The following is a 23586-nucleotide window of genomic DNA, read 5'->3' as shown; positions in this document are numbered from 1 at the left end:
TATCTAACAAACTCAAACCTAATGACCAAATATTTAAGTACCCTCGTACTTATACTTTTATGCTCTTCTTTACATGCACAAACCTCAGAAAAATCATTTGTTGTAAAAGAAACTAATGATAAAATTACGCCTGACGGAATTCTTAATGAGCCTGTTTGGGAAAATGCAGAATACGCAGAAGATTTTTGGCAGTTTTTTCCTCTTGACACTGTGCAAGCAAAAAAACAAACCGAAATTAAAATGTTATATGACAAATCTAACCTTTACGTTGGTATTACTGTTTATACAGCTGGTTCAGATTACTCTATTCAATCTTTAAAAAGAGATTTTAGAGCAGGTAACAGTGATAATATCACTTTGCTTTTTGACACCTTTAACGACGGCAATAATGCTTTTCTATTTGGCATCAATCCGTATGGAGTTCGTCGTGAAGGACTAGTTTCCGGCGGTGGATTGAACCTTAACGGATTTACCATTTCATGGGATGTAAAATGGCGCGGAGATTCTAAAATTTATGACGGCTACTACACTGCAGAAATGGTAATTCCCCTAACCGCTTTTAAATTTAAGGAAGGTGAAACCAAATGGCGATTTAATAGTTACCGTTTTGATACGCAGTCTAACGAAAACAGTACGTGGACCAATATTCCTCAAAACCAGAATATCTACGGACTTACTTTTATGGGCGACATGATTTTTGAAAAACCTTTAGGCAAATACCGTACGCCCCTTGCTGTTATACCCTATGTAAATTTCGGTTCAGACAAAGATTTTGAATTGAATTCCGCAGACACCAAATTTAATTTCGGTGGCGACGCCAAAATAGCTATAGGCAACAGTATGAATTTAGATGTTACCGTAAACCCCGATTTTTCGCAGGTAGAAGTTGATAACCAAATTACCAACCTCACACGTTTTGAAGTGTCATTACCTGAGAAAAGACAATTTTTTATAGATAACAGCGACCTTTTTGGAAGTTTTGGTGGTGGTAGAGATGCTAATCCGTTTTTCTCTAGACGTATAGGTATTGCAAGAGATACTGCTGACAATACTATAGAGAATAAAATTATTGGTGGTGTACGTTTAAGTGGTAAGCTTAATAAAGGACTAAGATTAGGCTTTCTAAACCTACAGACTGCAGAAGATTTGGATCAAGAAATAGTTTCTAACAACAATACCATGTTGGCACTTCAACAAAATGTTTTTGGGCGATCAAATATTGGTATGTTCTTTATCAATAGACAATCATTTGAAGATTATGAATTTCAAGATCCTGAAGATCGTTATAATAGAGTTGCCGGAATTGACTATAACTTAATATCGAATAATAATATTTGGAATGGTAAATTCTATTTACACAAATCTTTTGCCCATAATGCCGGTAAAGCTAATCTTTCATCTGGTGCATTTATGCAGTATAATTCTAGAAATTGGAACTTTTTTGAAGATATAGTTTACATAGGCGAAGATTTTAGGTCTGATCTTGGTTTTATAAGAAGAACAGATATTTTTAAGACCGCAACTATGATCGAGCGTGTTTTCTGGCCAGAAGATAGCGCATTACAAAGCCATAGTTTTCAATTTTTCCCTGTGCTTACTTGGAGCCCAGATAATGATTTTCTTCATACCGATTATAATTTAAGGGGAGCATGGCAATCTAAATTCAACGACCAATCAGAAATCAACGCTTCTTATACACACTCGTACACGTATCTTTTTGATGAATTTGATCCTACAGGTTTAGATGATGCCATACCATTGCCCGGTATGCTTGGCTACCATTATAATTTTGTTTCTCTAGAATATCGATCAGATAGAAGAAAACGATTCGCCTACAGTATTGAACCTACTTTGGGTAGTTTTTTCAATGGTGACAGGTTCTCCTTAAGGGGACAATTGTCGTTAAGATTTCAACCTAAAATCTTTTTATCGCTAGACATGAATTACGATAAAATATCATTACCAGACCCCTATTCAAGTACCGATATATGGCTAATTAGTCCTAAAATTGATGTTACCTTTAGCAAATCCATATTTTGGTCGACACTTGTGCAATACAGTAATCAAAGAGATAACTTAGGTTTCAATTCTAGACTTCAATGGCGTTTTGCTCCTTTATCTGACTTATTTATCGTTTATAACGATAATTATTTTGTCAACTCTTTTGAACCAAAATATAGATCGATTAATCTTAAATTGACCTACTGGTTAAATATCTAATATGAAGTATAAAATTTTGTGTTCAGATTTAGACGGAACCTTACTTTCTACAAAAAGTGATGTTTCGCTAAATGCTATAGAGCAAATAGGTAAAATAAAAAATGAAACCAAAATCATACTTGTTTCTGCCAGAATGCCCAGTGCAATGTGGTATATACAAGAAGACCTAGGTATTACAGATCAGCCCATTATTTGCTACAATGGGGCGTTGGTTCTATCAGGTAATAAAGAACTTAATTCGGTATTTATCCCTATTGATATTTTAAACACCATCAGGGATTTGTGTGTGGGACTAGAAGCCGATTTAGGATTGTATTATAGTAATGAATGGTTTGTACCTAAAACATCTGTACGTGTAGAAAAAGAAATTAAATACACCAAATCTACCCCTGTATTTCAAGACACCGAGCAAACTTTACAAAATTGGCAAGAGCGTAAGATAGGTGCGCATAAAATTATGCTAATGTGTACGAAAACCAGCGCAGATATTTTGATGCCAATTCTTCAAGAAAGATTAGGTGTTTCTCTTAATTTATACCGTTCTAATGATACCCTTATCGAGGTTGCCCCAAAATCCGTTTCTAAACTTTCTGCAATTAAACTACTTATGGAAGAACATGAAGCACTAACAGATATCATTGCCTTTGGTGATAATTACAACGATATTGAAATGCTTGAAAATGTTGGCTGCGGTGTTGCCGTTGCCAATGCAAGAGATGAAGTTAAAGCTATTTCAAATGATATCACATTAGAAAATACCGCAGACGGAGTAGCACATTACATAGCTAATAACTTGGTTTATTAATTATATTTGAAAATACAACTTACTTATATTTTATGCCATACCTATTTGCACAACCTTTGATAACGAATGATACAGTAGTCTTTGGACTGTTAGCACTTTGCCTAGGTTTTATCTTTTACACATCTAGTTTAAAAACTGGATTTTGGAGTAAATTTTATTCTATTGTACCAGCAGTACTTATGTGTTATTTGTTACCGGCAATATTGACCAGTACCGGTATTGTTTCTGATGAGATCTCAAATTTATATTTTATGGCAAGTAGGTATTTACTACCTGCAGCGCTTGTTCTTATGACGTTGAGCATTGATATAAAAGCAATATCAAACTTGGGCTCTAAAGCTATTATTATGTTTTTAACCGGTAGTGCAGGTATTATTATAGGCGGACCCATTGCCATACTTATTGTTTCTATTTTCTCACCGGATACTGTTGGCGGAAATGATTTTGATGCCATTTGGAGGGGACTTTCCACTATTGCAGGTAGTTGGATCGGTGGTGGCGCCAACCAAGCTGCGATGTTAGAAATATTTCAATATAATCCGGAGAAATATGGTGGTATGGTTTTGATAGACATCGTGGTTGCGAATGTTTGGATGGCGATTGTACTTTTAGGAGTTGGTAGAACAAAAAGAATTGACGCATGGTTAAAAGCGGATACCTCGGCTATTGAAACTTTAAAAGTAAAGGTGACGGAGTTTACTGAAAAAATTACCCGTGTACCTACTATGAACGATTATATGATTATGCTGGCCCTAGCCTTTACAGCGGTTGGAATAGCTCATTTTTTCGGTGACCATATAAGCACTTATTTGGAAAGTAATTTTGATGCCGTTAGCGACAAAAAAAGTTTCCTTTCGTTCTTAGGATCCGCTTTCTTTTGGATGGTGGTTATCGCCACCGGCTTAGGTATAGCACTCTCCTTTACCAAAGCCAAAAATTACGAAGGGGCAGGCGCCAGTAAAATTGGCGGTATGTTCATTTATATTCTAGTAGCGACTATTGGTATGAAAATGGATTTAAACAAGGTACTTGAAAACCCAGGCTTAATAGCAGTTGGCTTTATTTGGATTGCCATTCATGCAGGTTTAATGATATTGGTCGCAAAACTCATAAGAGCTCCCTATTTCTTTTTAGCGGTAGGTAGTCAAGCAAATGTTGGTGGTGCCGCTTCCGCTCCTGTGGTTGCTGCAGAGTTTCATCCATCATTAACTTCGGTTGGTGTCCTATTAGCTGTTTTAGGCTATGTTGTAGGTACCGGTGGTGCCTTACTTTGTGCTTATTTAATGGAGGTAGCCTCTAGCTTATAAAAAATCATAGTTACTAACAAAATAAAGGGTTGGCGTTCTTTATTATCAAATTTTATAGATATTTGCGCCCTAAATAATAAGAATGAAAAAAATACTATTTGTTGTTGCCGCACTGTTGGCATTGAGCTCATGCGGAGATAATGCAGAAGAAACGATGATTGTAAACGGTAAAATAAAAGGACTTAAAAAAGGGACGCTGTATTTACAACATGTACCAGACTCAGTACTAATTACTGTTGATTCCCTTGCTATAAACGGAGATGGAAATTTTTCTTTTAAAACCAAATTAACGAGTCCCGAGATATTCTATTTATACTTAGATAAAAAAGATAATAACGATATCAACGACCGCATTACTTTTTTTGCCGAACCAGGTACGATAACTATCAATACCGATTGGAATACGTTTGATACTACTGCAAAAATTACAGGTTCGGAATCTAACGAAAAACTAAAAGAATATAAACAGACCATGAGTGGTATCAACAAACGAAATGTTGAGATTATGATGAATGCCGCTCAACCAGATGGCGAATTAAGTAAATTAAGTATAGATTCATTGGCGAATATCAGCAATAGAAATACACAAAGAGGTTATGCATTCGCAATCAACTTTGCATTAAATAACAAATCGTCGTTTGTAGCCCCATACATCGCTTTAAAAGAAATACCTGATGCCAATGTTAAATATTTAGATTCTATCTACAGCGTACTATCACCAGAGGTAGCTGAATCTAAATATGGTAAAGAGTTAGCCACTTTTTTAAAGAAATAATCGTTAGAACTCAATTTGTACTGAGTCGTCCTAAAATAGGTTGACAGTTTTTAAATAATTAAATCAATCCTGCGAAGCTAGCTTCGCAGGATTTTTTGTTGTGTATAAAATTAGGTGTTTCATAATTAAGACTCAAGTGGGGTCTTTTGCTATTATACGTTTTTATAGATTCTTTGATAAGCTGTCTTAATTCTCTTGCTGTATTACATTTATGAATCAAGAACTCTGTTTTTAAAATACCATTTACACGTTCTGCTAAAGCATTTTGATAACAGTCGTATCCATCCGTCATTGATGGTATGACCTTAGATCTTTTTAGTTCTCTTTGGTATGTAGCAGAGCAGTATTGTAGACCTCTATCAGAATGGTGTATTAATCTGTTGGAAGTAACTCTATTCTTTACAGCCATTTTCATGGCTTTTACTACATTTTCCGAACTCATATCATCACTTAGATGATACCCCATGATCTTTCTGCTAAAAGCATCTGTAACTAGAGAGAGATAATGAGTTCTTTCTCTGCTTTTGATATAAGTTATGTCACTTACAAAATACTGTTCTGGTCTTGTAGCAACTGAACTTTTCATTAGATTAGGATACTTTCTTAGCCAATGTTTAGAATGAGTAGTTTTTGTATAGTTCTTTTTTGGTTTTATAAGCATTGATTCAGATTTGAGGTAATCGAAAAGTGCATCCCTACCTATCTTGACACCTACTATTTCAAACTCAGCCTTGAGCAGATAGTAGAGTTTTCGAGTACCAAGTCTGGGCATTTCTTGACGTATTTTTGAAACTAATGGTTTAATTTGAGCTAGTTCACGAGCTCTTTTATCAGCACGTTTTTCTGCTTGATAAACAGCTTGTCTACTTATCCCAAACAATCTACAGCAACGCGATAGGCTTAGCTCTTGTTGTTGTCGGACTCGTTGGATTGCTTGGGTGAATACTTTTTTCTGATAGAAGTACCATACTGCTGTTCAGAGATGTCGATCATCGTGTTAAGCACTTTGTTCTTGAGCTTCTCATCAGAGAGTTCTCGTTCCAAACACTTAATTTTCTGAGCTGGAGTCTCTTTGGATTTTGGCATTTGATGCTTAATTGGGTTTGTCCAGTCTAAGGTACCGTGTTTACGCAACCAAACCAAAACAGTACTCCTGCCTTGAATACCATAAGCCTTTTGAGCTTGCTTGTAAGTCATCTCGCCCTTTTCTACTTGGGAGATGACGGCTAATTTAAAGCCTAAATTGTAATCGCGCTGAGTGCGCTTATTCCCTGGGTTCTCTGAAGGTTTCATAAATAAGTCGAATTTGTGTCAACTTATTTCAGGACGGGACATACCAAATAAAAAAGCATCCTAATAAATTAGGATGCTTTTTTATTTTAAGTAAAAGGTAAACTATACCAACTTGTTCAGGTCATCGACCAATTTAGTGGCTTTTGTTTCCAAGTCTTTTCTTACTTCTTTGAAATGTGCTTTTTTGTTCTCAACATCATTTTTGTTGATTTTAGCAACTAATTCGTCAAAAGTAGTAAACGCCTCATTTATAATAGCATTACCTTCTTTAGAGTAAGTTGTATGACCTTTAGTAGCCTCTACTATATCAACACCTTCTATAATGTCTCCAAGAACATTATTTATATCTTTCTTTAAATTTTTAATACTTGCCATCTCTAATTATTTTTTGCAAAAATACAATTTTTACACTGCTGTATAGATAATTAGTCCTTAAATAGTAACCTCTAACAATTTAGCCCCTTTTGATTGTAAGGAAATCTTTTGTGTCAATGCTGGTAATAATACTGTCTCCCCACTTTTGATCGAAACTTCGCCTTCAGCGGTTTTAATGGTAGCTTCACCACCAACACACATAAAAATGGTAAATGAATCTCGCTGAGCCGTATCTAAATCTAAATTTTCCGTTAGTTCAATGAAGTTAGTTTTAAAGTATGGGCAATCTACCATTGTATTCACCTCATTCTTATCTTGACCGTAAGAGACTTTAAAATCATCTTTCTTTTCGTAATCAACGGCATCTAAAGCTAAATCTGTATGCAATTCACGTAGGTTACCATCTTTATCTTTTCTATTAAAATCGAAAACACGATACGTAACATCTGAAGTTTGTTGTATTTCCGCCAACATCACCCCTGCCCCAATAGCATGAATTTTACCTGTATTTATGAAGAACGTATCGCCTTCTTTAACTTGCTCATAATTAAGAAGATCAAGCAAGGTATCATTAGCAACACTTTCAGCATATTCTTCTTTGGTAACATCTTTGTTGAAGCCAACAATTAGTTCTGCTTTAGGATCTGCATCCATAATGTACCACATTTCGGTCTTACCAAAAGAATCATGACGCTCTTTCGCCAAAGCATCATTTGGGTGCAATTGAATGGACAAATCTTGTTTAGCATCAATAAACTTTATAAGAATAGGAAATTCTTTTCCAAAGCGTTCTACTACACTTTTACCCAACAATTCTTCTGCATTCGAATCTATAAGATCTAGTAGTGACTTACCCTCTAAACTACCATTGGCAACGACAGAGATATCTCCTTTAACGGTAGACAACTCCCAACTTTCGCCGGTAATATCACTTTCTATGGGCTTACCAAAAACTTCTTTTAGCTTAGTACCGCCCCAAAGTCTTTCTTTTAAAATTGGTCTAAATTTTAGAGGATGTATCATTGTATTTTGTATTTGTTGGTATCTATTAATTAATTAGATAACGCATAATTAAGAATTTTCTTACAATTATATTTTTTTTAATTATCCTGAAAATGTCACAAAATTTCTAGGCGTTTCATAAAGTACGACTTCCAAATCTTGTGATTCTAAAATATGTGGTCTTAACTTTTGCCAGATAACTACCGAAATATTTTCCGCAGTAGGGTTTAAAGTTTTGAACTCCTCAACCTCAATATTTAAATTCTTATGATCTAAATAGTCTTCAATCTCTACTTTGATCAGATCTTTTAACACCTTCATATCCATAACAAAACCAGTTACAGGATCTATCTCTCCTGTAACACTTACAACTAACTCATAATTGTGTCCGTGGAAATTTGGGTTGTTACATTTACCAAAAATCTCAGTGTTTTTGGTATCGTTCCAATCTTTCTTATATAACCTATGCGCAGCATTAAAATGCGCCTTTCTACTGACTTTAACCTTCATAGTTACGCTGACATATTAAATAAATGTTCGTAATACTTGTCAAAGATGATTTTAAACCAAGCCGTATACTCATTAGGATTATTGGAAATATCATCTTTTATTGAGGCTGGAGACATCCATTTGTATGCCTCTACTTCATCAGGATTTATGTTTGGCTCAGCATCATAACTACCTATCATTACATGATCCAATTCATGCTCTGTTAATCCATTATCGAAAGGAGCTTTATAAATGAAGGAGAACAACTCTTTTAATTCTGCCTGAAACCCCATTTCTTCTTGAAGTCTACGTTTACCGGCTTCAATATTAGACTCTCCTACCCGCTGATGACTACAACATGTATTTGTCCATAACAATGGTGAATGATATTTAGATGCCGCACGTTGTTGCAACATAATATCTCCTTTTTCATTCGTAATAAAAACGGAAAATGCTCTATGTAAAACTGCCTTTTCATGGGCTTCCATTTTAGCCATAGTGCCTATTTGCTCATTATTTTCATTTACTAGAATTACCTGTTCTTCCTTCATAAGGTAAAAATAAGGCCTTTTAGGTATTTTTCGTAACGATGAATATATAAAAAGAAAAATCTAGAAGAAACGTGGAGATTTTAAGTTGTTCTTGGTCATAATGAAATCGTATCTGAAAATTATCTCGAACGACCCATCATTAAATGCAGTATTACCAAGGTCTGTTGTTTCCTTATCATACGCTAAACCAATTAAAAATTTATTAGAGACATTGAAACCTGCCATTCCGCTAAATGCGGCATCCCATCTGTAGGCTGCTCCTAAAATAAACTTTTCGTTAAGCATAAAGTTTGCCGATAAATCAACTTGTAATGGTGCTCCTTGCACCACTTTTGTCAACAATGCCGGTTTAAATTTTAGAGACTCATTCAAATCCCAAACATAACCAGTAATCAAATAAAGGTTCATTTGTTCTTTAGCCGTTGAAAGGTTGGTTTCTTGAAAATGAGATGTTTCTAAAAAACGGGGTACGGATAAACCTGCGTAGAATCTTTGGGTATGATAATAAACCCCAGCCCCTATATTAGGAGAAAGTCTATTATCGATATCTTGCTGTAAGGTTGGATCTGTTGTATATTGATTCAATTCTGAAAACCTAACATCCAACAAGTTAGCACTTGCTTTTAATCCAAAACTTAACCTCCCTTCAGTTGAAGTATAAACGGTATAAGAAAAATCGATATCAAAATTAGTTTCTGAAGTTGGTCCTATTTCATCGTTAACAATGGATAAACCTAAACCAACACCCCTATACCCTATAGGTGAATGCACATTAATGGTTTGTGTAGTTGGTGCACCATCTAAACCAACCCACTGAGAACGATGCAAAGCACCTATACTTATGTGACCTCTAGACCCTGCGTATGCTGGGTTTACACTAATAGTATTATACATATACTGTGTATACTGTGCATCTTGCTGACCATAAGATAACACCCCAAAACAAATGGCTGCTATAACTGCAACTTGTTTTAGAATATTATTTGTGAATAAGGTTATATATGTTTTCAACATTCTTATTATCTATTTATATAAATGTAACCCGATAGTGTTTCCGATTCTCCGTTCGGCATTTCATATTCTAGAATATAGAAATATGTACCTACCGGCAACCTACTATCTACATCAACGGTTACCCTACCTTCAGATGTTCCATCAAAGACATTACCTTCAGTATTATATGCTTTTGTCATATATACCGCAACACCCCATCTATTATAGATTTTCAGTGTATTGTTAGGGTAATTCTCTAAACCATCGATTCTAAGAACATCATGAATGCCATCACCGTTAGGTGTAATAACGTTGAAAATTTCAATTTCTTCTTCTAGCTCACCTAAATCTGAATCTAAGTAGTTTGGTATACCATCTTCATCAGAATCGTCATCTACGTAATCGCCATTTAAGTTGACATCTTCATCTCGGGTTTCAATACCATCGTCATCGTCATCTGTATCTCTATAATCAGACTCTTCATCACTATCGGTGTTTGGAAGCTGCGCATATGGATTGTCGATTTCATCATTTACATCTGTATCAACAGCAATTGCACCTTCATAACCATCATCCAATCCGTCATTATCTTTATCTGAACCAATCATAACAACATCCGCAATACCATCATGATCATAGTCATGAGCTTCAATAGCATCTAGTACATTATCATTGTCACTATCCTCATCTAAGTAATCTGGTAGGTTATCACCGTCAGTATCCACAGGGAATATTCCAGTTAAACCATTTACTTCATACGCATCATCTAAACCATTGGCATTTAAATCGATCCCAGAAGGTGGAATGTAATCTGCCGTCGCCTGAGCTTCAACATTATCTGGTATACCATCGCCATCTGCATCGATATCTAAATAATCTGGAAAGCCGTCACCATCAGAATCTGTTGGGTCTGTAGATGGGTCATTATCACCATCTAAATTCAGATCTTCAAAACTATCAACGATACCATCATCATCACTATCCAAATCAACACCTAACGGGTTAATTAAAATTGTTATGGTCGATGTGCTACAATTACCTACTGTATCACAAACGGTATAATCAAAAGCATCTGTGCCTAAGTAATTATTATTCGGGAAATATGTCGGAATATCATCTGATGGGTCATTCGGTGTACCATTATCATCAACAGTTACCGAACCATTCGCTGGTTGCGTTACGCTAAATGTACCATCTGTAGGTAAATCATTATCGTTTATTTGCCATGTATCTATTGCTGTAATTGCATTGATATCAATTGCTATAGAATCATCATTAGTATCTAAAATTGGTAATACTTCTACAGTTACGGTTGCTGTACTACAATCTCCATAAGCATTACAAATGGTATAATCAAAAGTGTCTGTACCATTGAAATCTACATCTGGTGTATAGGTTACTATATCATCCATAGGATTGTTCGGTGTACCACCATCATCAATGGTTACCGAACCATTTGCTGGATCAGTCGTTGTTAAGGCTCCTACATCAGGTAAATCGGCATCATTTCCATAAATGTCTATAATTACCGGTACTTCCTCGTCTGTAGTTACTAAATCATCTTCTAAATCTGCAGCCTCAGGCAAACACACCACCGTAAAATTTGGTAGACTAAACGTATTACCTGCTTTGGTTACTAGAGCTGTATATTTTATCACTGCATCGGTAGCAATGACCATTGGGCTTAGTTGATCACCTGGTAATGGCGGACTCCAACTTACCGAAGCTGTGCTTGGTACGTTAGAAGTGATATCCATAGTTACTTCATTGTCTGGATTATTACAATCTGTTACAATAAAATACCCTGTTGCATTAGAGCCACATAAGGTACCGTCATAGGTTGCAAGGTAAATACCCGGTTGGGTTACTTCGTAAAAAGAATCTGTACCGAGTATCGTTGCCGTGTCCGAAGCTTCATACCAACGAAAGTTATTTTGATCACTATCCGTAGGTGCCTGCAGTAAGAACTGGGCATTAGATACCAACACTCCCAGTATCGTAGTTACGATACTGAGGAATATGGTTTTATATATATGCGTTTTTTTCAAATCGATTTGGGATCTATGCTTTATTAAGCTAATTATTTGGCTACAAAAACTACATTAATCAATGTATTATAATCCGTTGGTGCAGCAATAACATCATAAGTCATTTCACCTAATGCATCAACACTTACGTTAGCAAAAACAGTATCATCAAAATAAGTAACGTAGTAATATAATTCAGTATTAGCATACGTTGGTATAGCTGCTGGTGCCCCTGTACTAACTACTGAAGGCGTACCATATTGAGATAAGTATTCTGCATGTAAATCTATTTTTCTATCAGTACCTGTTGTTGCCACATCTACCTCTATAAGAAGGCGGATAGAAAATATCAGGTCTCGTATTGGCAATTAAATAAGGTGTAGCCGCACTACCATCGCCTGTTACACTAATGTCGGTACCAGCTGTTACGATAGTCTCAGAACCATCTGCCGTTGGCAAGGTTACACTCGTAGCATCGCCTGTTAAACTTAATACGTTTCCACTTATCGTTAGATCTTGTTCGTCCGTGTTGTCTAAATATCCTGCCAAATCTACGGTCGTACCATCGTTCGTTAAACTCAAGGTATTACCTGTCAAACTTAGATCCTGCTCATCGGTGTTGTTAGGAACATCTATAGTGTAAGGACTCGCTATCGTTCCCGCCCCGTTCACTACGGTGTTCGCGCCATCATTGATCAACGTCTCCGAACCATCTGCCGTTGGCAAGGTTACACTCGTAGCGTCGCCTGTTAAACTTAATACGTTTCCACTTATCGTTAGATCCTGCTCGTCCGTGTTGTTCGGAACATCGATGGTATATGGACTCGCTATCGTTCCCGCACCGTTCACTACGGTGTTCGTGCCATCATTGATCAACGTCTCCGAACCATCTGCCGTTGGCAAGGTTACACTCGTAGCGTCACCTGTTAAACTTAATACGTTTCCACTTATCGTTAGATCCTGCTCGTCCGTGTTGTTCGGAACATCGATGGTATATGGACTCGCTATCGTTCCCGCACCGTTCACTACGGTGTTCGTGCCATCATTGATCAACGTCTCCGAACCATCTGCCGTTGGCAAGGTTACACTCGTAGCGTCACCTGTTAAACTTAATACGTTTCCACTTATCGTTAGATCTTGTTCGTCCGTGTTGTCTAAATATCCTGCCAAATCTACGGTCGTACCATCGTTCGTTAAACTCAAGGTATTACCTGTCAAACTTAGATCCTGCTCATCCGTGTTGTTCGGAACATCGATGGTATATGGACTCGCTATCGTTCCCGCACCGTTCACTACGGTGTTCGTGCCATCATTGATCAACGTCTCCGAACCATCTGCCGTTGGCAAGGTTACACTCGTAGCGTCACCTGTTAAACTTAATACGTTTCCACTTATCGTTAGATCTTGTTCGTCCGTGTTGTCTAAATATCCTGCCAAATCTACGGTCGTACCATCGTTCGTTAAACTCAAGGTATTACCTGTCAAACTTAGATCCTGCTCATCCGTGTTGTTAGGAACATCTATAGTGTAAGGACTCGCTATAGTTCCCGCCCCGTTCACTACGGTGTTCGTGCCATCATTGATCAACGTCTCCGAACCATCTGCCGTTGGCAAGGTTACACTCGTAGCATCGCCTGTTAAACTTAATACGTTTCCACTTATCGTTAGATCTTGTTCGTCCGTGTTGTCTAAATATCCTGCCAAATCTACGGTCGTACCATCGTTCGTTAAACTCAAGGTATTACCTGTCAAACTTAGATCCTGCTCATCGGTGTTGTTAGGAACATCTATAGTGTAAGGACTCGCTATCGTTCCCGCACCGTTCACTACGGTGTTCGTGCCATCATTGATCAACGTCTCCGAACCATCTGCCGTTGGCAAGGTTACACTCGTAGCGTCACCTGTTAAACTTAATACGTTTCCACTTATCGTTAGATCCTGTTCGTCCGTGTTGTCTAAATATCCTGCCAAATCTACGGTCGTACCATCGTTCGTTAAACTCAAGGTATTACCTGTCAAACTTAGATCCTGCTCATCGGTGTTGTTAGGAACATCTATAGTGTAAGGACTCGCTATAGTTCCCGCACCGTTCACTACGGTGTTCGTGCCATCATTGATCAACGTCTCCGAACCATCTGCCGTTGGCAAGGTTACACTCGTAGCATCGCCTGTTAAACTTAATACGTTTCCACTTATCGTTAGATCCTGTTCGTCCGTGTTGTCTAAATATCCTGCCAAATCTACGGTCGTACCATCGTTCGTTAAACTCAAGGTATTACCTGTCAAACTTAGATCCTGCTCATCGGTGTTGTTAGGAACATCTATAGTGTAAGGACTCGCTATCGTTCCCGCACCGTTCACTACGGTGTTCGTGCCATCATTGATCAACGTCTCCGAACCATCTGCCGTTGGCAAGGTTACACTCGTAGCGTCACCTGTTAAACTTAATACGTTTCCACTTATCGTTAGATCCTGCTCGTCCGTGTTGTTCGGAACATCGATGGTATATGGACTCGCTATCGTTCCCGCACCGTTCACTACGGTGTTCGTGCCATCATTGATCAACGTCTCCGAACCATCTGCCGTTGGCAAGGTTACACTCGTAGCGTCACCTGTTAAACTTAATACGTTTCCACTTATCGTTAAATCCTGTTCGTCCGTGTTGTTAGGAACATCTATAGTGTAAGGACTCGCTATAGTTCCCGCACCGTTCACTACGGTGTTCGTGCCATCATTGATCAACGTCTCCGAACCATCTGCCGTTGGCAAGGTTACACTGGTAGCGTCGCCTGTTAAACTTAATACGTTTCCACTTATCGTTAGATCCTGTTCGTCCGTGTTGTCTAAATATCCTGCCAAATCTACGGTCGTACCATCGTTCGTTAAACTCAAGGTATTACCTGTCAAACTTAGATCCTGCTCATCGGTGTTGTTAGGAACATCTATAGTGTAAGGACTCGCTATAGTTCCCGCACCGTTCACTACGGTGTTCGTGCCATCATTGATCAACGTCTCCGAACCATCTGCCGTTGGCAAGGTTACACTCGTAGCATCGCCTGTTAAACTTAATACGTTTCCACTTATCGTTAGATCCTGTTCGTCCGTGTTGTTCGGAACATCGATGGTATATGGACTCGCTATCGTTCCCGCACCGTTCACTACGGTGTTCGTGCCATCATTGATCAACGTCTCCGAACCATCTGCCGTTGGCAAGGTTACACTCGTAGCGTCACCTGTTAAACTTAATACGTTTCCACTTATCGTTAAATCCTGTTCGTCCGTGTTGTTAGGAACATCTATAGTGTAAGGACTCGCTATAGTTCCCGCACCGTTCACTACGGTGTTCGTGCCATCATTGATCAACGTCTCCGAACCATCTGCCGTTGGCAAGGTTACACTGGTAGCGTCGCCTGTTAAACTTAATACGTTTCCACTTATCGTTAGATCCTGTTCGTCCGTGTTGTCTAAATATCCTGCCAAATCTACGGTCGTACCATCGTTCGTTAAACTCAAGGTATTACCTGTCAAACTTAGATCCTGCTCATCGGTGTTGTTAGGAACATCTATAGTGTAAGGACTCGCTATAGTTCCCGCACCGTTCACTACGGTGTTCGTGCCATCATTGATCAACGTCTCCGAACCATCTGCCGTTGGCAAGGTTACACTCGTAGCATCGCCTGTTAAACTTAATACGTTTCCACTTATCGTTAGATCCTGTTCGTCCGTGTTGTCTAAATATCCTGCCAAATCTACGGTCGTACCATCGTTCGTTAAACTCAAGGTATTACCTGTCAAACTTAGATCCTGCTCATCGGTGTTGTTAGGAACATCTATAGTGTAAGGACTCGCTATCGTTCCCGCCCCGTTCACTACGGTGTTCGCGCCATCATTGATCAACGTCTCCGAACCATCTGCCGTTGGCAAGGTTACACTCGTAGCGTCGCCTGTTAAACTTAATACGTTTCCACTTATCGTTAGATCCTGCTCGTCCGTGTTGTTAGGAACATCGATGGTATATGGACTCGCTATCGTTCCCGCACCGTTCACTACGGTGTTCGTGCCATCATTGATCAACGTCTCCGAACCATCTGCCGTTGGCAAGGTTACACTGGTAGCGTCGCCTGTTAAACTTAATACGTTTCCACTTATCGTTAGATCCTGTTCGTCCGTGTTGTCTAAATATCCTGCCAAATCTACGGTCGTACCATCGTTCGTTAAACTCAAGGTATTACCTGTCAAACTTAGATCCTGCTCATCGGTTCCTAAACTACTCAAAGGAACATCAAAATCAGTACCCGCTTCAGTTATACGAAGGTTTGGTCCCACAACTCCGAAAGAAGTTATTAGCTCATTTGTATCACTAGCATCGCCAGGAATTGCACTGCCACCAACAGGCTGCCAAGCTCCAGAATCATAAACATATAATTGACCCGAATCGGTATCAACATACGTTGTACCCTCAGCTGGTGTTCCTGTCGGACCGCCATTTCCTCTTTGTGTCAATTCGTTTGTCGAATCATTATCTCCATCAACATAGTCAACTGTATAATTACCATTGCCATCATCCGTTACAGAAATATCTCCTAAACCCGAAACTGTTTCCCTGTAATCTGATAAATCTATAGCCGTAGCTGTAGGGTCATTTGTTAAGGTTAGGTTATCACCTATTAATTGCAAATCTTGTTCATCAGTATTAACTAATCCAGATAAATCAATATCAGTAGCTGTAGGATTGTCGGTAATATTTAAAATCTGAGTTGCAGGATCGTATGTTAAATCTTGAATCTCATTAGTTTCATCTTCATCAGAATCCGTAGAATTTACCGTATAATTTCCATTACCATCATCATCAACGGTTATAGCTCCTGTACCTGCAGTTACTGTCTCGCTCAAAGATGATAAATCGACATTTGTAGAGCTTCCTCTTTCTATATCTATCTGTAGCTGATTTAAACCGTTTAATGTCGCTCCTGTCAAATTTTGATTATCACTGCTATTATTCGCTAAATCTGCAATAGCCTCTTCTACGGTTGTTTCATTAACCAAATCTCCATCAACGTCTATAGGTGTTACTAAATCTACCTCTGCCGCATTTTGAATTTCGTTAGTATCACTCTTATCACCGTCTACATAATCGACCGTGTATTCTCCACTTCCATTATTGGTTACAGAAATATCACCTGTACCAACTACCGTCTCTCTGTAATCAGATAAGTCAATTGCAGTTGCAGTTGGGTCGTTGGTCAACGTTAGGTTATCTCCCGTTAATTCTAAATCTTGAATCTCGTTGGTATCATCATTTACATAAGGAGTTAAATCAACTGTGGAAGCATCATTGGTCAAACTCAAGATATTTGTGCCGCTATTTAGCTCCAAATCTTGATTGTCACTGCTACTATTCGCTAAATCTGCAATAGCTTCCTCTACGGTTGTTTCATTAACCAAATCTCCATCAACATCTAATGGAGTAACTAAATTAACTTCGGATGCAGTTTGATCATCGGTACCATCGAAACTAGTGGTTGTATTGTTTTCAGATACATAGTCAAAAACACCATCTGCATCTGCATCACTTAATGTTGTAACTGATTCATTAATATCTACAGCTGTTATACCTGGCTCAGAAATAGTTGCAATTCTGTTACCTGCAGTTGTGTTAGATACACTAACATCATCATCAGCAAGGTTATCTACATATGCCTTATTAACAGCATCGTTTGCATTTACAGGTGTACCTACATCTGTAATAACAATACCTCCTGCACTTGGATCTCTTAATAGTACCTCTTCTAAATCTTGTAATTCGTTTTGATCATCTTTATCTAAATCTAATGCTTCACTTGCCGTGATAGCATCCGACAACTCCGTGTCAGTCGCCAAACTTGGATCGGCACTGAACTCCGTACCTACAAGGTTCAAGCCTGTACCCGCAGTATACTGCGTATCGGTATCCAATGAACTTGCCGTTACAAATTCCCAGTCCGTACCATTCCATTGTATTAAATCACCAGAATTATTACCTGCCGCTAATTTACCTAAGGTAACTGCATCATCTGACAAATCTGTAGTTTCTACTGCTCCCGGAGCTATCTCATTCGATGTAATTCCATCATCTGAAACTGCCAACCTTAATGGGTCACCTGTAGAACCTGCTCCAGATAAAGTCAATGTTCCATTTGAAGAACCAACGACTTCGTTACCAATTATTCCGTCATTTTCTGTTACTGTTACCGAACCTAAATCTATTAGAATCCAATCAGTTCCGTCCCACTGCATTACTTGACCAGTAGCAGTACCATTTGCTAACTTTTCCAATGCAACTGCATCATTTGCTAAGTCTGAAGTTTCAACTGCACCTGCCGCTATTTTATCTGTAGTTATTGCATTATCCGATACATCTAAAGTAACATCCTTAAATAATGAATTGTCTCCGCCTGTAATATCTATTGTACTATCGGTTGAAGAAATTGTTCCATCTGCGATTGCCGATTCATCAACTTCCAATGCTCCTGTTGTCGCATTTTGCGTTAGTCCCCCTCCGGCTACATCACCGTTTATCGTTGCTGCATTTACTGCATCTGCCGCGATATCCGCACTGGCTATTGTACCGTCTAAAATTTCTGTCGTTGTGATAGCATTATCTGCCATTTTTGCGTTGGTAATAGCATCATCTGAAACATCTAAAGTAACATCCTTAAACAATGAATCGTCTCCGCCTGTAATATCTATAGTACTATCGGTCGATGAAATTGTTCCATCTGCGATTGCCGATTCATCAACTTCCAATGCTCCTGTTGTCGCATTTTGCGTTAGTCCCCCTCCGGCTACATCACCGTTTATCGTCGCTGCATTTACTGCATCTGCTGCGATATCTGAACTGGCTATTGTACCGTCTAAAATTTCTGTCGTTGTGATAGCATTATCTGCCATCTTCACATTAGTAATTGCGTCATCCGCAATAGTAAGTGTTACATCATTTAATGTTGAATTTGCTCCTCCTGTAACATCGATATCAGTTGATATAATACTTCCGTCACCAATTATATCAGTAGGATCTACGGCAATAGTATATTCCGTATTATTTCCTGTTACTAAAGGTGTAATATTGATTCCTGTCCCCTCTACAACCGTTGTAGTTGTTTGGTTTGCCTGTATTGCAGAGGTTAAATCTAAAGCTGTTGAAGCTTCTCCGTTTACCGTACTTACTAATTCATCACTACCATTTAAAGTAAGTGAGTTACTATTTATAATTGGCACTCCTACTCCTGTAACACCGTCAACTGTTGTAGTCAATGTGTTTATTGTACTTGTGTTGGAAACTGTTGTTGCTGGAATTAAAGAACTTGCAGCTATATACTCCCAGTCTGTTCCATTCCATTGTATTAAATCACCAGAATTATTACCTGCCGCTAATTTACCTAAGGTAACTGCATCATCTGACAAATCTGTAGTTTGTACTGCTCCCGGAGCTATCTCATTCGTTGTAATTCCATCATCAGAAACTGCCAACCTTAATGGGTCACCTGTAGAACCTGCTCCAGATAAAGTCAATGTTCCATTTGAAGAACCAACCACTTCGTTACCAATGATTCCGTCATTTTCTGTTACTGTTACCGAACCTAAATCTATTAGAACCCAATCAGTTCCGTCCCACTGCATTACTTGACCAGTAGCAGTACCATTTGCTAACTTTTCCAATGCAACTGCATCATTTGCTAAGTCTGAAGTTTCAACTGCACCAAGTGCTATTTTATCTGTAGTTATTGCATTATCCGATACATCTAAGGTTACATCCTTAAATAATGAATCGTCTCCGCCCGTAATATCTATTGTGCTGTCAGTAGATGAAATTGTTCCATCTGCGATTGCCGATTCATCAACTTCCAATGCTCCTGTTGTCACATTTTGCGTTAGTCCCGCTCCGGCTACATCACCGTTTATCGTTGCTGCATTTACTGCATCTGCCGCGATATCCGAAGATTCCACTGCACCTGTCGCTATTTTATCTGTAGTTATTGCATTATCCGATACATCTAAGGTTACATCCTTAAATAATGAATCGTCTCCGCCTGTAATATCTATTGTACTATCGGTCGATGAAATTGTTCCATCTGCGATTGCCGATTCATCAACTTCCAATGCTCCTGTTGTCGCATTTTGCGTTAGTCCCGCTCCGGCTACATCACTATTTATTGTTGCTGCATTTACTGCATCTGCCGCGATATCTGCACTGGCTATTGTACCGTCTAAAATTTCTGTCGTTGTGATAGCATTATCTGCCATCTTTGCATTGGTAATAGCATCATCTGAAACATCTAAAGTAACATCCTTAAACAATGAATCGTCTCCCCCTGTAATATCTATTGTGCTGTCAGTAGATGAAATTGTTCCATCTGCGATTGCCGATTCATCAACTTCCAATGCTCCTGTTGTCGCATTTTGCGTTAGTCCCGCTCCGGCTACATCACTATTTATTGTTGCTGCATTTACTGCATCTGCCGCGATATCTGCACTAGCTATTGTACCGTCTAAAATTTCTGTCGTTGTGATAGCATTATCTGCCATCTTTGCATTGGTAATAGCATCATCTGAAACATCTAAAGTAACATCCTTAAATAATGAATCGTCTCCGCCTGTAATATCTATTGTGCTGTCAGTAGATGAAATTGTACCATCTGCGATTGCCGATTCATCAACTTCCAATGCTCCTGTTGTCGCATTTTGCGTTAGTCCCGCTCCGGCTACATCACCGTTTATCGTTGCTGCATTTACTGCATCTGCCGCGATATCCGAAGATTCCACTGCACCTGCCGCTATTTTATCTGTAGTTATTGCATTATCCGATACATCTAAGGTTACATCCTTAAATAATGAATCGTCTCCTCCTGTAATATCTATTGTACTATCGGTCGATGAAATTGTACCATCTGCGATTGCCGATTCATCAACTTCCAATGCTCCTGTTGTCGCATTTTGCGTTAGTCCCGCTCCGGCTACATCACCGTTTATCGTTGCTGCATTTACTGCATCTGCCGCGATATCCGAAGATTCCACTGCACCTGCCGCTATTTTATCTGTAGTTATTGCATCATCCGATACATCTAAAGTAACATCCTTAAATAATGAATCGTCTCCGCCCGTAATATCTATAGTACTATCGGTCGATGAAATTGTTCCATCTGCGATTGCCGATTCATCAACTTCCAATGCGCCCGTTGTCGCATTTTGCGTTAGTCCCGCTCCGGCTACATCACCGTTTATCGTTGCTGCATTTACTGCATCTGCCGCGATATCCGAAGATTCCACTGCACCTGCCGCTATTTTATCTGTAGTTATTGCATTATCCGATACATCTAAGGTTACATCCTTAAATAATGAATCGTCTCCTCCTGTAATATCTATTGTACTATCGGTCGATGAAATTGTTCCATCTGCGATTGCCGATTCATCAACTTCCAATGCTCCTGTTACCGCATTTTGCGTTAGTCCCGCTCCGGCTACATCACTATTTATTGTTGCTGCATTTACTGCATCTGCCGCGATATCTGCACTAGCTATTGTACCGTCTAAAATTTCTGTCGTTGTAATAGCATTATCTGCCATCTTTGCATTGGTAATAGCATTATCCGATACATCTAAGGTTACATCCTTAAACAATGAATCGTCTCCTCCTGTAATATCTATTGTACTATCGGTCGATGAAATTGTACCATCTGCGATTGCCGATTCATCAACTTCCAATGCTCCTGTTGTCGCATTCTGTGCTAATCCCGCTCCGGCTACATCACCGTTTATCGTTGCTGCATTTACTGCATCTGCCGCGATATCCGAAGATTCCACTGCACCTGCCGCTATTTTATCTGTAGTTATTGCATCATCCGATACATCTAAAGTAACATCCTTAAATAATGAATCGTCTCCTCCTGTAATATCTATTGTACTATCGGTCGATGAAATTGTACCATCTGCGATTGCCGATTCATCAACTTCCAATGCTCCTGTTGTCGCATTTTGCGTTAGTCCCGATCCGGCTACATCACCGTTTATCGTTGCCGCATTTACTGCATCTGCCGCGATATCCGAAGATTCCACTGCACCTGCCGCTATTTTATCTGTAGTTATTGCATCATCCGATACATCTAAAGTAACATCCTTAAATAATGAATCGTCTCCGCCCGTAATATCTATAGTACTATCGGTCGATGAAATTGTTCCATCTGCGATTGCCGATTCATCAACTTCCAATGCTCCTGTTGTCGCATTTTGCGTTAGTCCCCCTCCGGCTACATCACCGTTTATCGTCGCTGCATTTACTGCATCTGCTGCGATATCTGAACTGGCTATTGTACCGTCTAAAATTTCTGTCGTTGTGATAGCATTATCTGCCATCTTCACATTAGTAATTGCGTCATTCGAAATAGTAAGAGTTACATCATTTAATGTTGAATTTGCTCCTCCTGTAACATCGATATCAGTTGATATAATACTTCCGTCACCAATTATATCAGTAGGATCTACGGTTATAGTATATTCCGTATTATTTCCTGTTTCTAAAGGTGTAACGTCTATTCCTGTCCCTTCTACAACTGTTGTAGTAAGTTCACTAGATGTAATAATACCGTCTAATTCTTCTAATGCAGATTGTACATCATTTGCGGTGATGTTGCCTGCAGGGGTTACCTCAACTTCACCTGCATTTTGATTATCAGTAACCATTGTCCAGTTTGTACCATCATACACATACAATTCATTTGATGCAGTGTCTAAATAAGTTACTCCAGGATTATCATTTGCTGGCGCACCTACCGGAACTCCATTACCGCTTGTTGTAAGTTCATTGGTAGGATCAATGTCTAAATCCAAAGCATTATTTGCTGCTAAATCTGCTATTGCCTCTTCTACTGTTGTTTCATTTACCGTATCGCCATCTACATCTAAAGGATTGGTCAATAATACTTCTGTACCTTCTTGATTATCGGTATTTACCAACGCAGCTATATCCGCTAAAGGAACAGAAACAATAGCACTCTCAGAATCTATAATATCCAATGTACCATTTACACTATTTACTGTAAAAGTTACATTCGTAGTATTTGTATCAATTGCAGCAGCTATATCAGCTAAAGGAATAGATACCGTACTTAAATCACTATCGGTCAAAATTAGGTTTACTCCATCTTCTGTTAACGAAGCATTGGTGGTGTTATCATCCGTAGACGTTAACTCCCAAGTGGTTCCATTCCAATAGTAAATAGTTCCTGTATCTGTATTTACATACAGATCTCCTAAATCTGCACCTGCTGGAGTTGTTACCCCTGGCGCTGATACATCGGTACCCTGCAGTACTTCACAATTACATTGATCTTCTAGGGTCACAGTTGTCTGCGCCATAGAGATACCTGATATTAGTAAAGTAAATAGCACCATCATAAATTTAATGGTATTACTTAGCGTTGTAGTAGTTTGAGTCTTCATACTTTTATTATTCAATTCCACTTTCAAAAATTCGTTGGTCATATAGGTTTTTCAAAATGTGCTTTCCAGAATTATCCAATCCTTTTTTATAACAAGGCGGATCACTGGTAACCACACTATACAAATATTGATTTTAAGTAGTGCTCCTTAAAATAAATGTTGTGTAAGCCAATATTTACGCTATATACCTCTATAAAGGTGAGGTTTGGCTTTGTTAAATCTTTATGATTTTTGATTGTTGTTCGTCGAAGATGCGCTGCTATTCGGGTAGTTA

The 23586-nt window shown here is 38.7% G+C and carries 13 protein-coding genes; 4 read left to right on the top strand and 9 right to left on the bottom strand.

The features are described from left to right. Positions 1–21 precede the first annotated feature (21 nt). From SJY30_RS00890 to SJY30_RS00875, 4 genes are all read left to right on the top strand, one after another. Entirely contained in the window at positions 22–2220 is a 2199-nt protein-coding gene (locus SJY30_RS00890; RefSeq protein WP_396633749.1) for a DUF5916 domain-containing protein, read from the top strand. A gap of 1 nt (position 2221) precedes the next feature. Continuing rightward, positions 2222–3025, top strand: a complete 804-nt coding sequence (locus SJY30_RS00885) for a Cof-type HAD-IIB family hydrolase (RefSeq protein ID WP_396633748.1) — start codon at positions 2222–2224, stop codon at positions 3023–3025. Positions 3026–3057: 32 nt separating this feature from the next. Beyond that, positions 3058–4332 (top strand): DUF819 domain-containing protein, encoded by a 1275-nt coding sequence (locus SJY30_RS00880; protein ID WP_396633747.1) that lies wholly within the window; start codon positions 3058–3060, stop codon positions 4330–4332. Between the two features lie 82 nt (positions 4333–4414). After that, complete coding sequence (locus tag SJY30_RS00875) at positions 4415–5107, top strand: DUF4369 domain-containing protein (protein WP_396633746.1); 693 nt, start codon at positions 4415–4417, stop codon at positions 5105–5107. Between the two features lie 58 nt (positions 5108–5165). Here SJY30_RS00875 and SJY30_RS00870 read toward each other — a convergent pair. The 9 genes from SJY30_RS00870 to SJY30_RS00830 all read right to left on the bottom strand — a co-directional run bounded on the left by SJY30_RS00870 (position 5166) and on the right by SJY30_RS00830 (position 23354). Further along, positions 5166–6400, bottom strand: a protein-coding gene (locus tag SJY30_RS00870; protein ID WP_396633745.1) for an IS3 family transposase whose coding sequence is annotated in 2 segments (ribosomal slippage) — positions 5166–6064 and positions 6064–6400 — 1236 coding nt in all. Because the reading frame shifts where the segments join, the coding sequence is not laid out codon by codon here. A 102-nt stretch (positions 6401–6502) separates the two neighbouring features. Next, the gene (locus SJY30_RS00865; RefSeq protein ID WP_396633744.1) at positions 6503–6775 is read right to left on the bottom strand and encodes a hypothetical protein; all 273 of its coding nucleotides are present in this window, start codon (positions 6773–6775) and stop codon (positions 6503–6505) included. A 57-nt stretch (positions 6776–6832) separates the two neighbouring features. Further along, a complete protein-coding gene (locus SJY30_RS00860) occupies positions 6833–7795 on the bottom strand; it encodes a type I phosphomannose isomerase catalytic subunit (protein ID WP_396635293.1) in 963 nt (320 codons plus the stop codon). A gap of 84 nt (positions 7796–7879) precedes the next feature. Continuing rightward, positions 7880–8287, bottom strand: a complete 408-nt coding sequence (locus SJY30_RS00855) for a 6-pyruvoyl trahydropterin synthase family protein (RefSeq protein ID WP_396633743.1) — start codon at positions 8285–8287, stop codon at positions 7880–7882. 2 nt (positions 8288–8289) lie between these two features. Then, entirely contained in the window at positions 8290–8817 is a 528-nt protein-coding gene (idi, locus tag SJY30_RS00850) for an isopentenyl-diphosphate Delta-isomerase (RefSeq protein ID WP_396633742.1), read from the bottom strand. A gap of 60 nt (positions 8818–8877) precedes the next feature. Then, entirely contained in the window at positions 8878–9831 is a 954-nt protein-coding gene (locus tag SJY30_RS00845) for a type IX secretion system membrane protein PorP/SprF (RefSeq protein WP_396633741.1), read from the bottom strand. A 5-nt stretch (positions 9832–9836) separates the two neighbouring features. Then, the gene (locus tag SJY30_RS00840) at positions 9837–11858 is read right to left on the bottom strand and encodes a gliding motility-associated C-terminal domain-containing protein (RefSeq protein WP_396633740.1); all 2022 of its coding nucleotides are present in this window, start codon (positions 11856–11858) and stop codon (positions 9837–9839) included. A 32-nt stretch (positions 11859–11890) separates the two neighbouring features. Further along, the gene (locus SJY30_RS00835) at positions 11891–12154 is read right to left on the bottom strand and encodes a hypothetical protein (RefSeq protein WP_396633739.1); all 264 of its coding nucleotides are present in this window, start codon (positions 12152–12154) and stop codon (positions 11891–11893) included. After that, complete coding sequence (locus SJY30_RS00830; protein ID WP_396633738.1) at positions 12135–23354, bottom strand: beta strand repeat-containing protein; 11220 nt, start codon at positions 23352–23354, stop codon at positions 12135–12137. Before SJY30_RS00830 ends, SJY30_RS00835 begins: the two co-directional genes overlap by 20 nt. Positions 23355–23586 lie beyond the last annotated feature (232 nt).

Origin of the sequence: Maribacter sp. R86514 (assembly GCF_044597005.1) — a bacterium.
Classification (GTDB): Bacteria; Bacteroidota; Bacteroidia; order Flavobacteriales; family Flavobacteriaceae; genus Maribacter.
The sequence above is the reverse complement of the archived record's forward strand: the minus strand, read 5'-3'. Positions and strand labels throughout refer to the sequence as shown.

Bases quoted from the DNA above. Each gene is read 5' to 3' on its own strand.
- SJY30_RS00890 (WP_396633749.1), top strand. From the start codon at position 22: ATGACCAAATATTTAAGTACCCTCGTACTTATACTTTTATGCTCTTCT.
- SJY30_RS00885 (WP_396633748.1), top strand. From the start codon at position 2,222: ATGAAGTATAAAATTTTGTGTTCAGATTTAGACGGAACCTTACTTTCT.
- SJY30_RS00880 (WP_396633747.1), top strand. From the start codon at position 3,058: ATGCCATACCTATTTGCACAACCTTTGATAACGAATGATACAGTAGTC.
- SJY30_RS00875 (WP_396633746.1), top strand. From the start codon at position 4,415: ATGAAAAAAATACTATTTGTTGTTGCCGCACTGTTGGCATTGAGCTCA.
- SJY30_RS00865 (WP_396633744.1), bottom strand. From the start codon at position 6,775: ATGGCAAGTATTAAAAATTTAAAGAAAGATATAAATAATGTTCTTGGA.
- SJY30_RS00855 (WP_396633743.1), bottom strand. From the start codon at position 8,287: ATGAAGGTTAAAGTCAGTAGAAAGGCGCATTTTAATGCTGCGCATAGG.
- idi (WP_396633742.1), bottom strand. From the start codon at position 8,817: ATGAAGGAAGAACAGGTAATTCTAGTAAATGAAAATAATGAGCAAATA.
- SJY30_RS00845 (WP_396633741.1), bottom strand. From the start codon at position 9,831: ATGTTGAAAACATATATAACCTTATTCACAAATAATATTCTAAAACAA.
- SJY30_RS00830 (WP_396633738.1), bottom strand. From the start codon at position 23,354: ATGACCAACGAATTTTTGAAAGTGGAATTGAATAATAAAAGTATGAAG.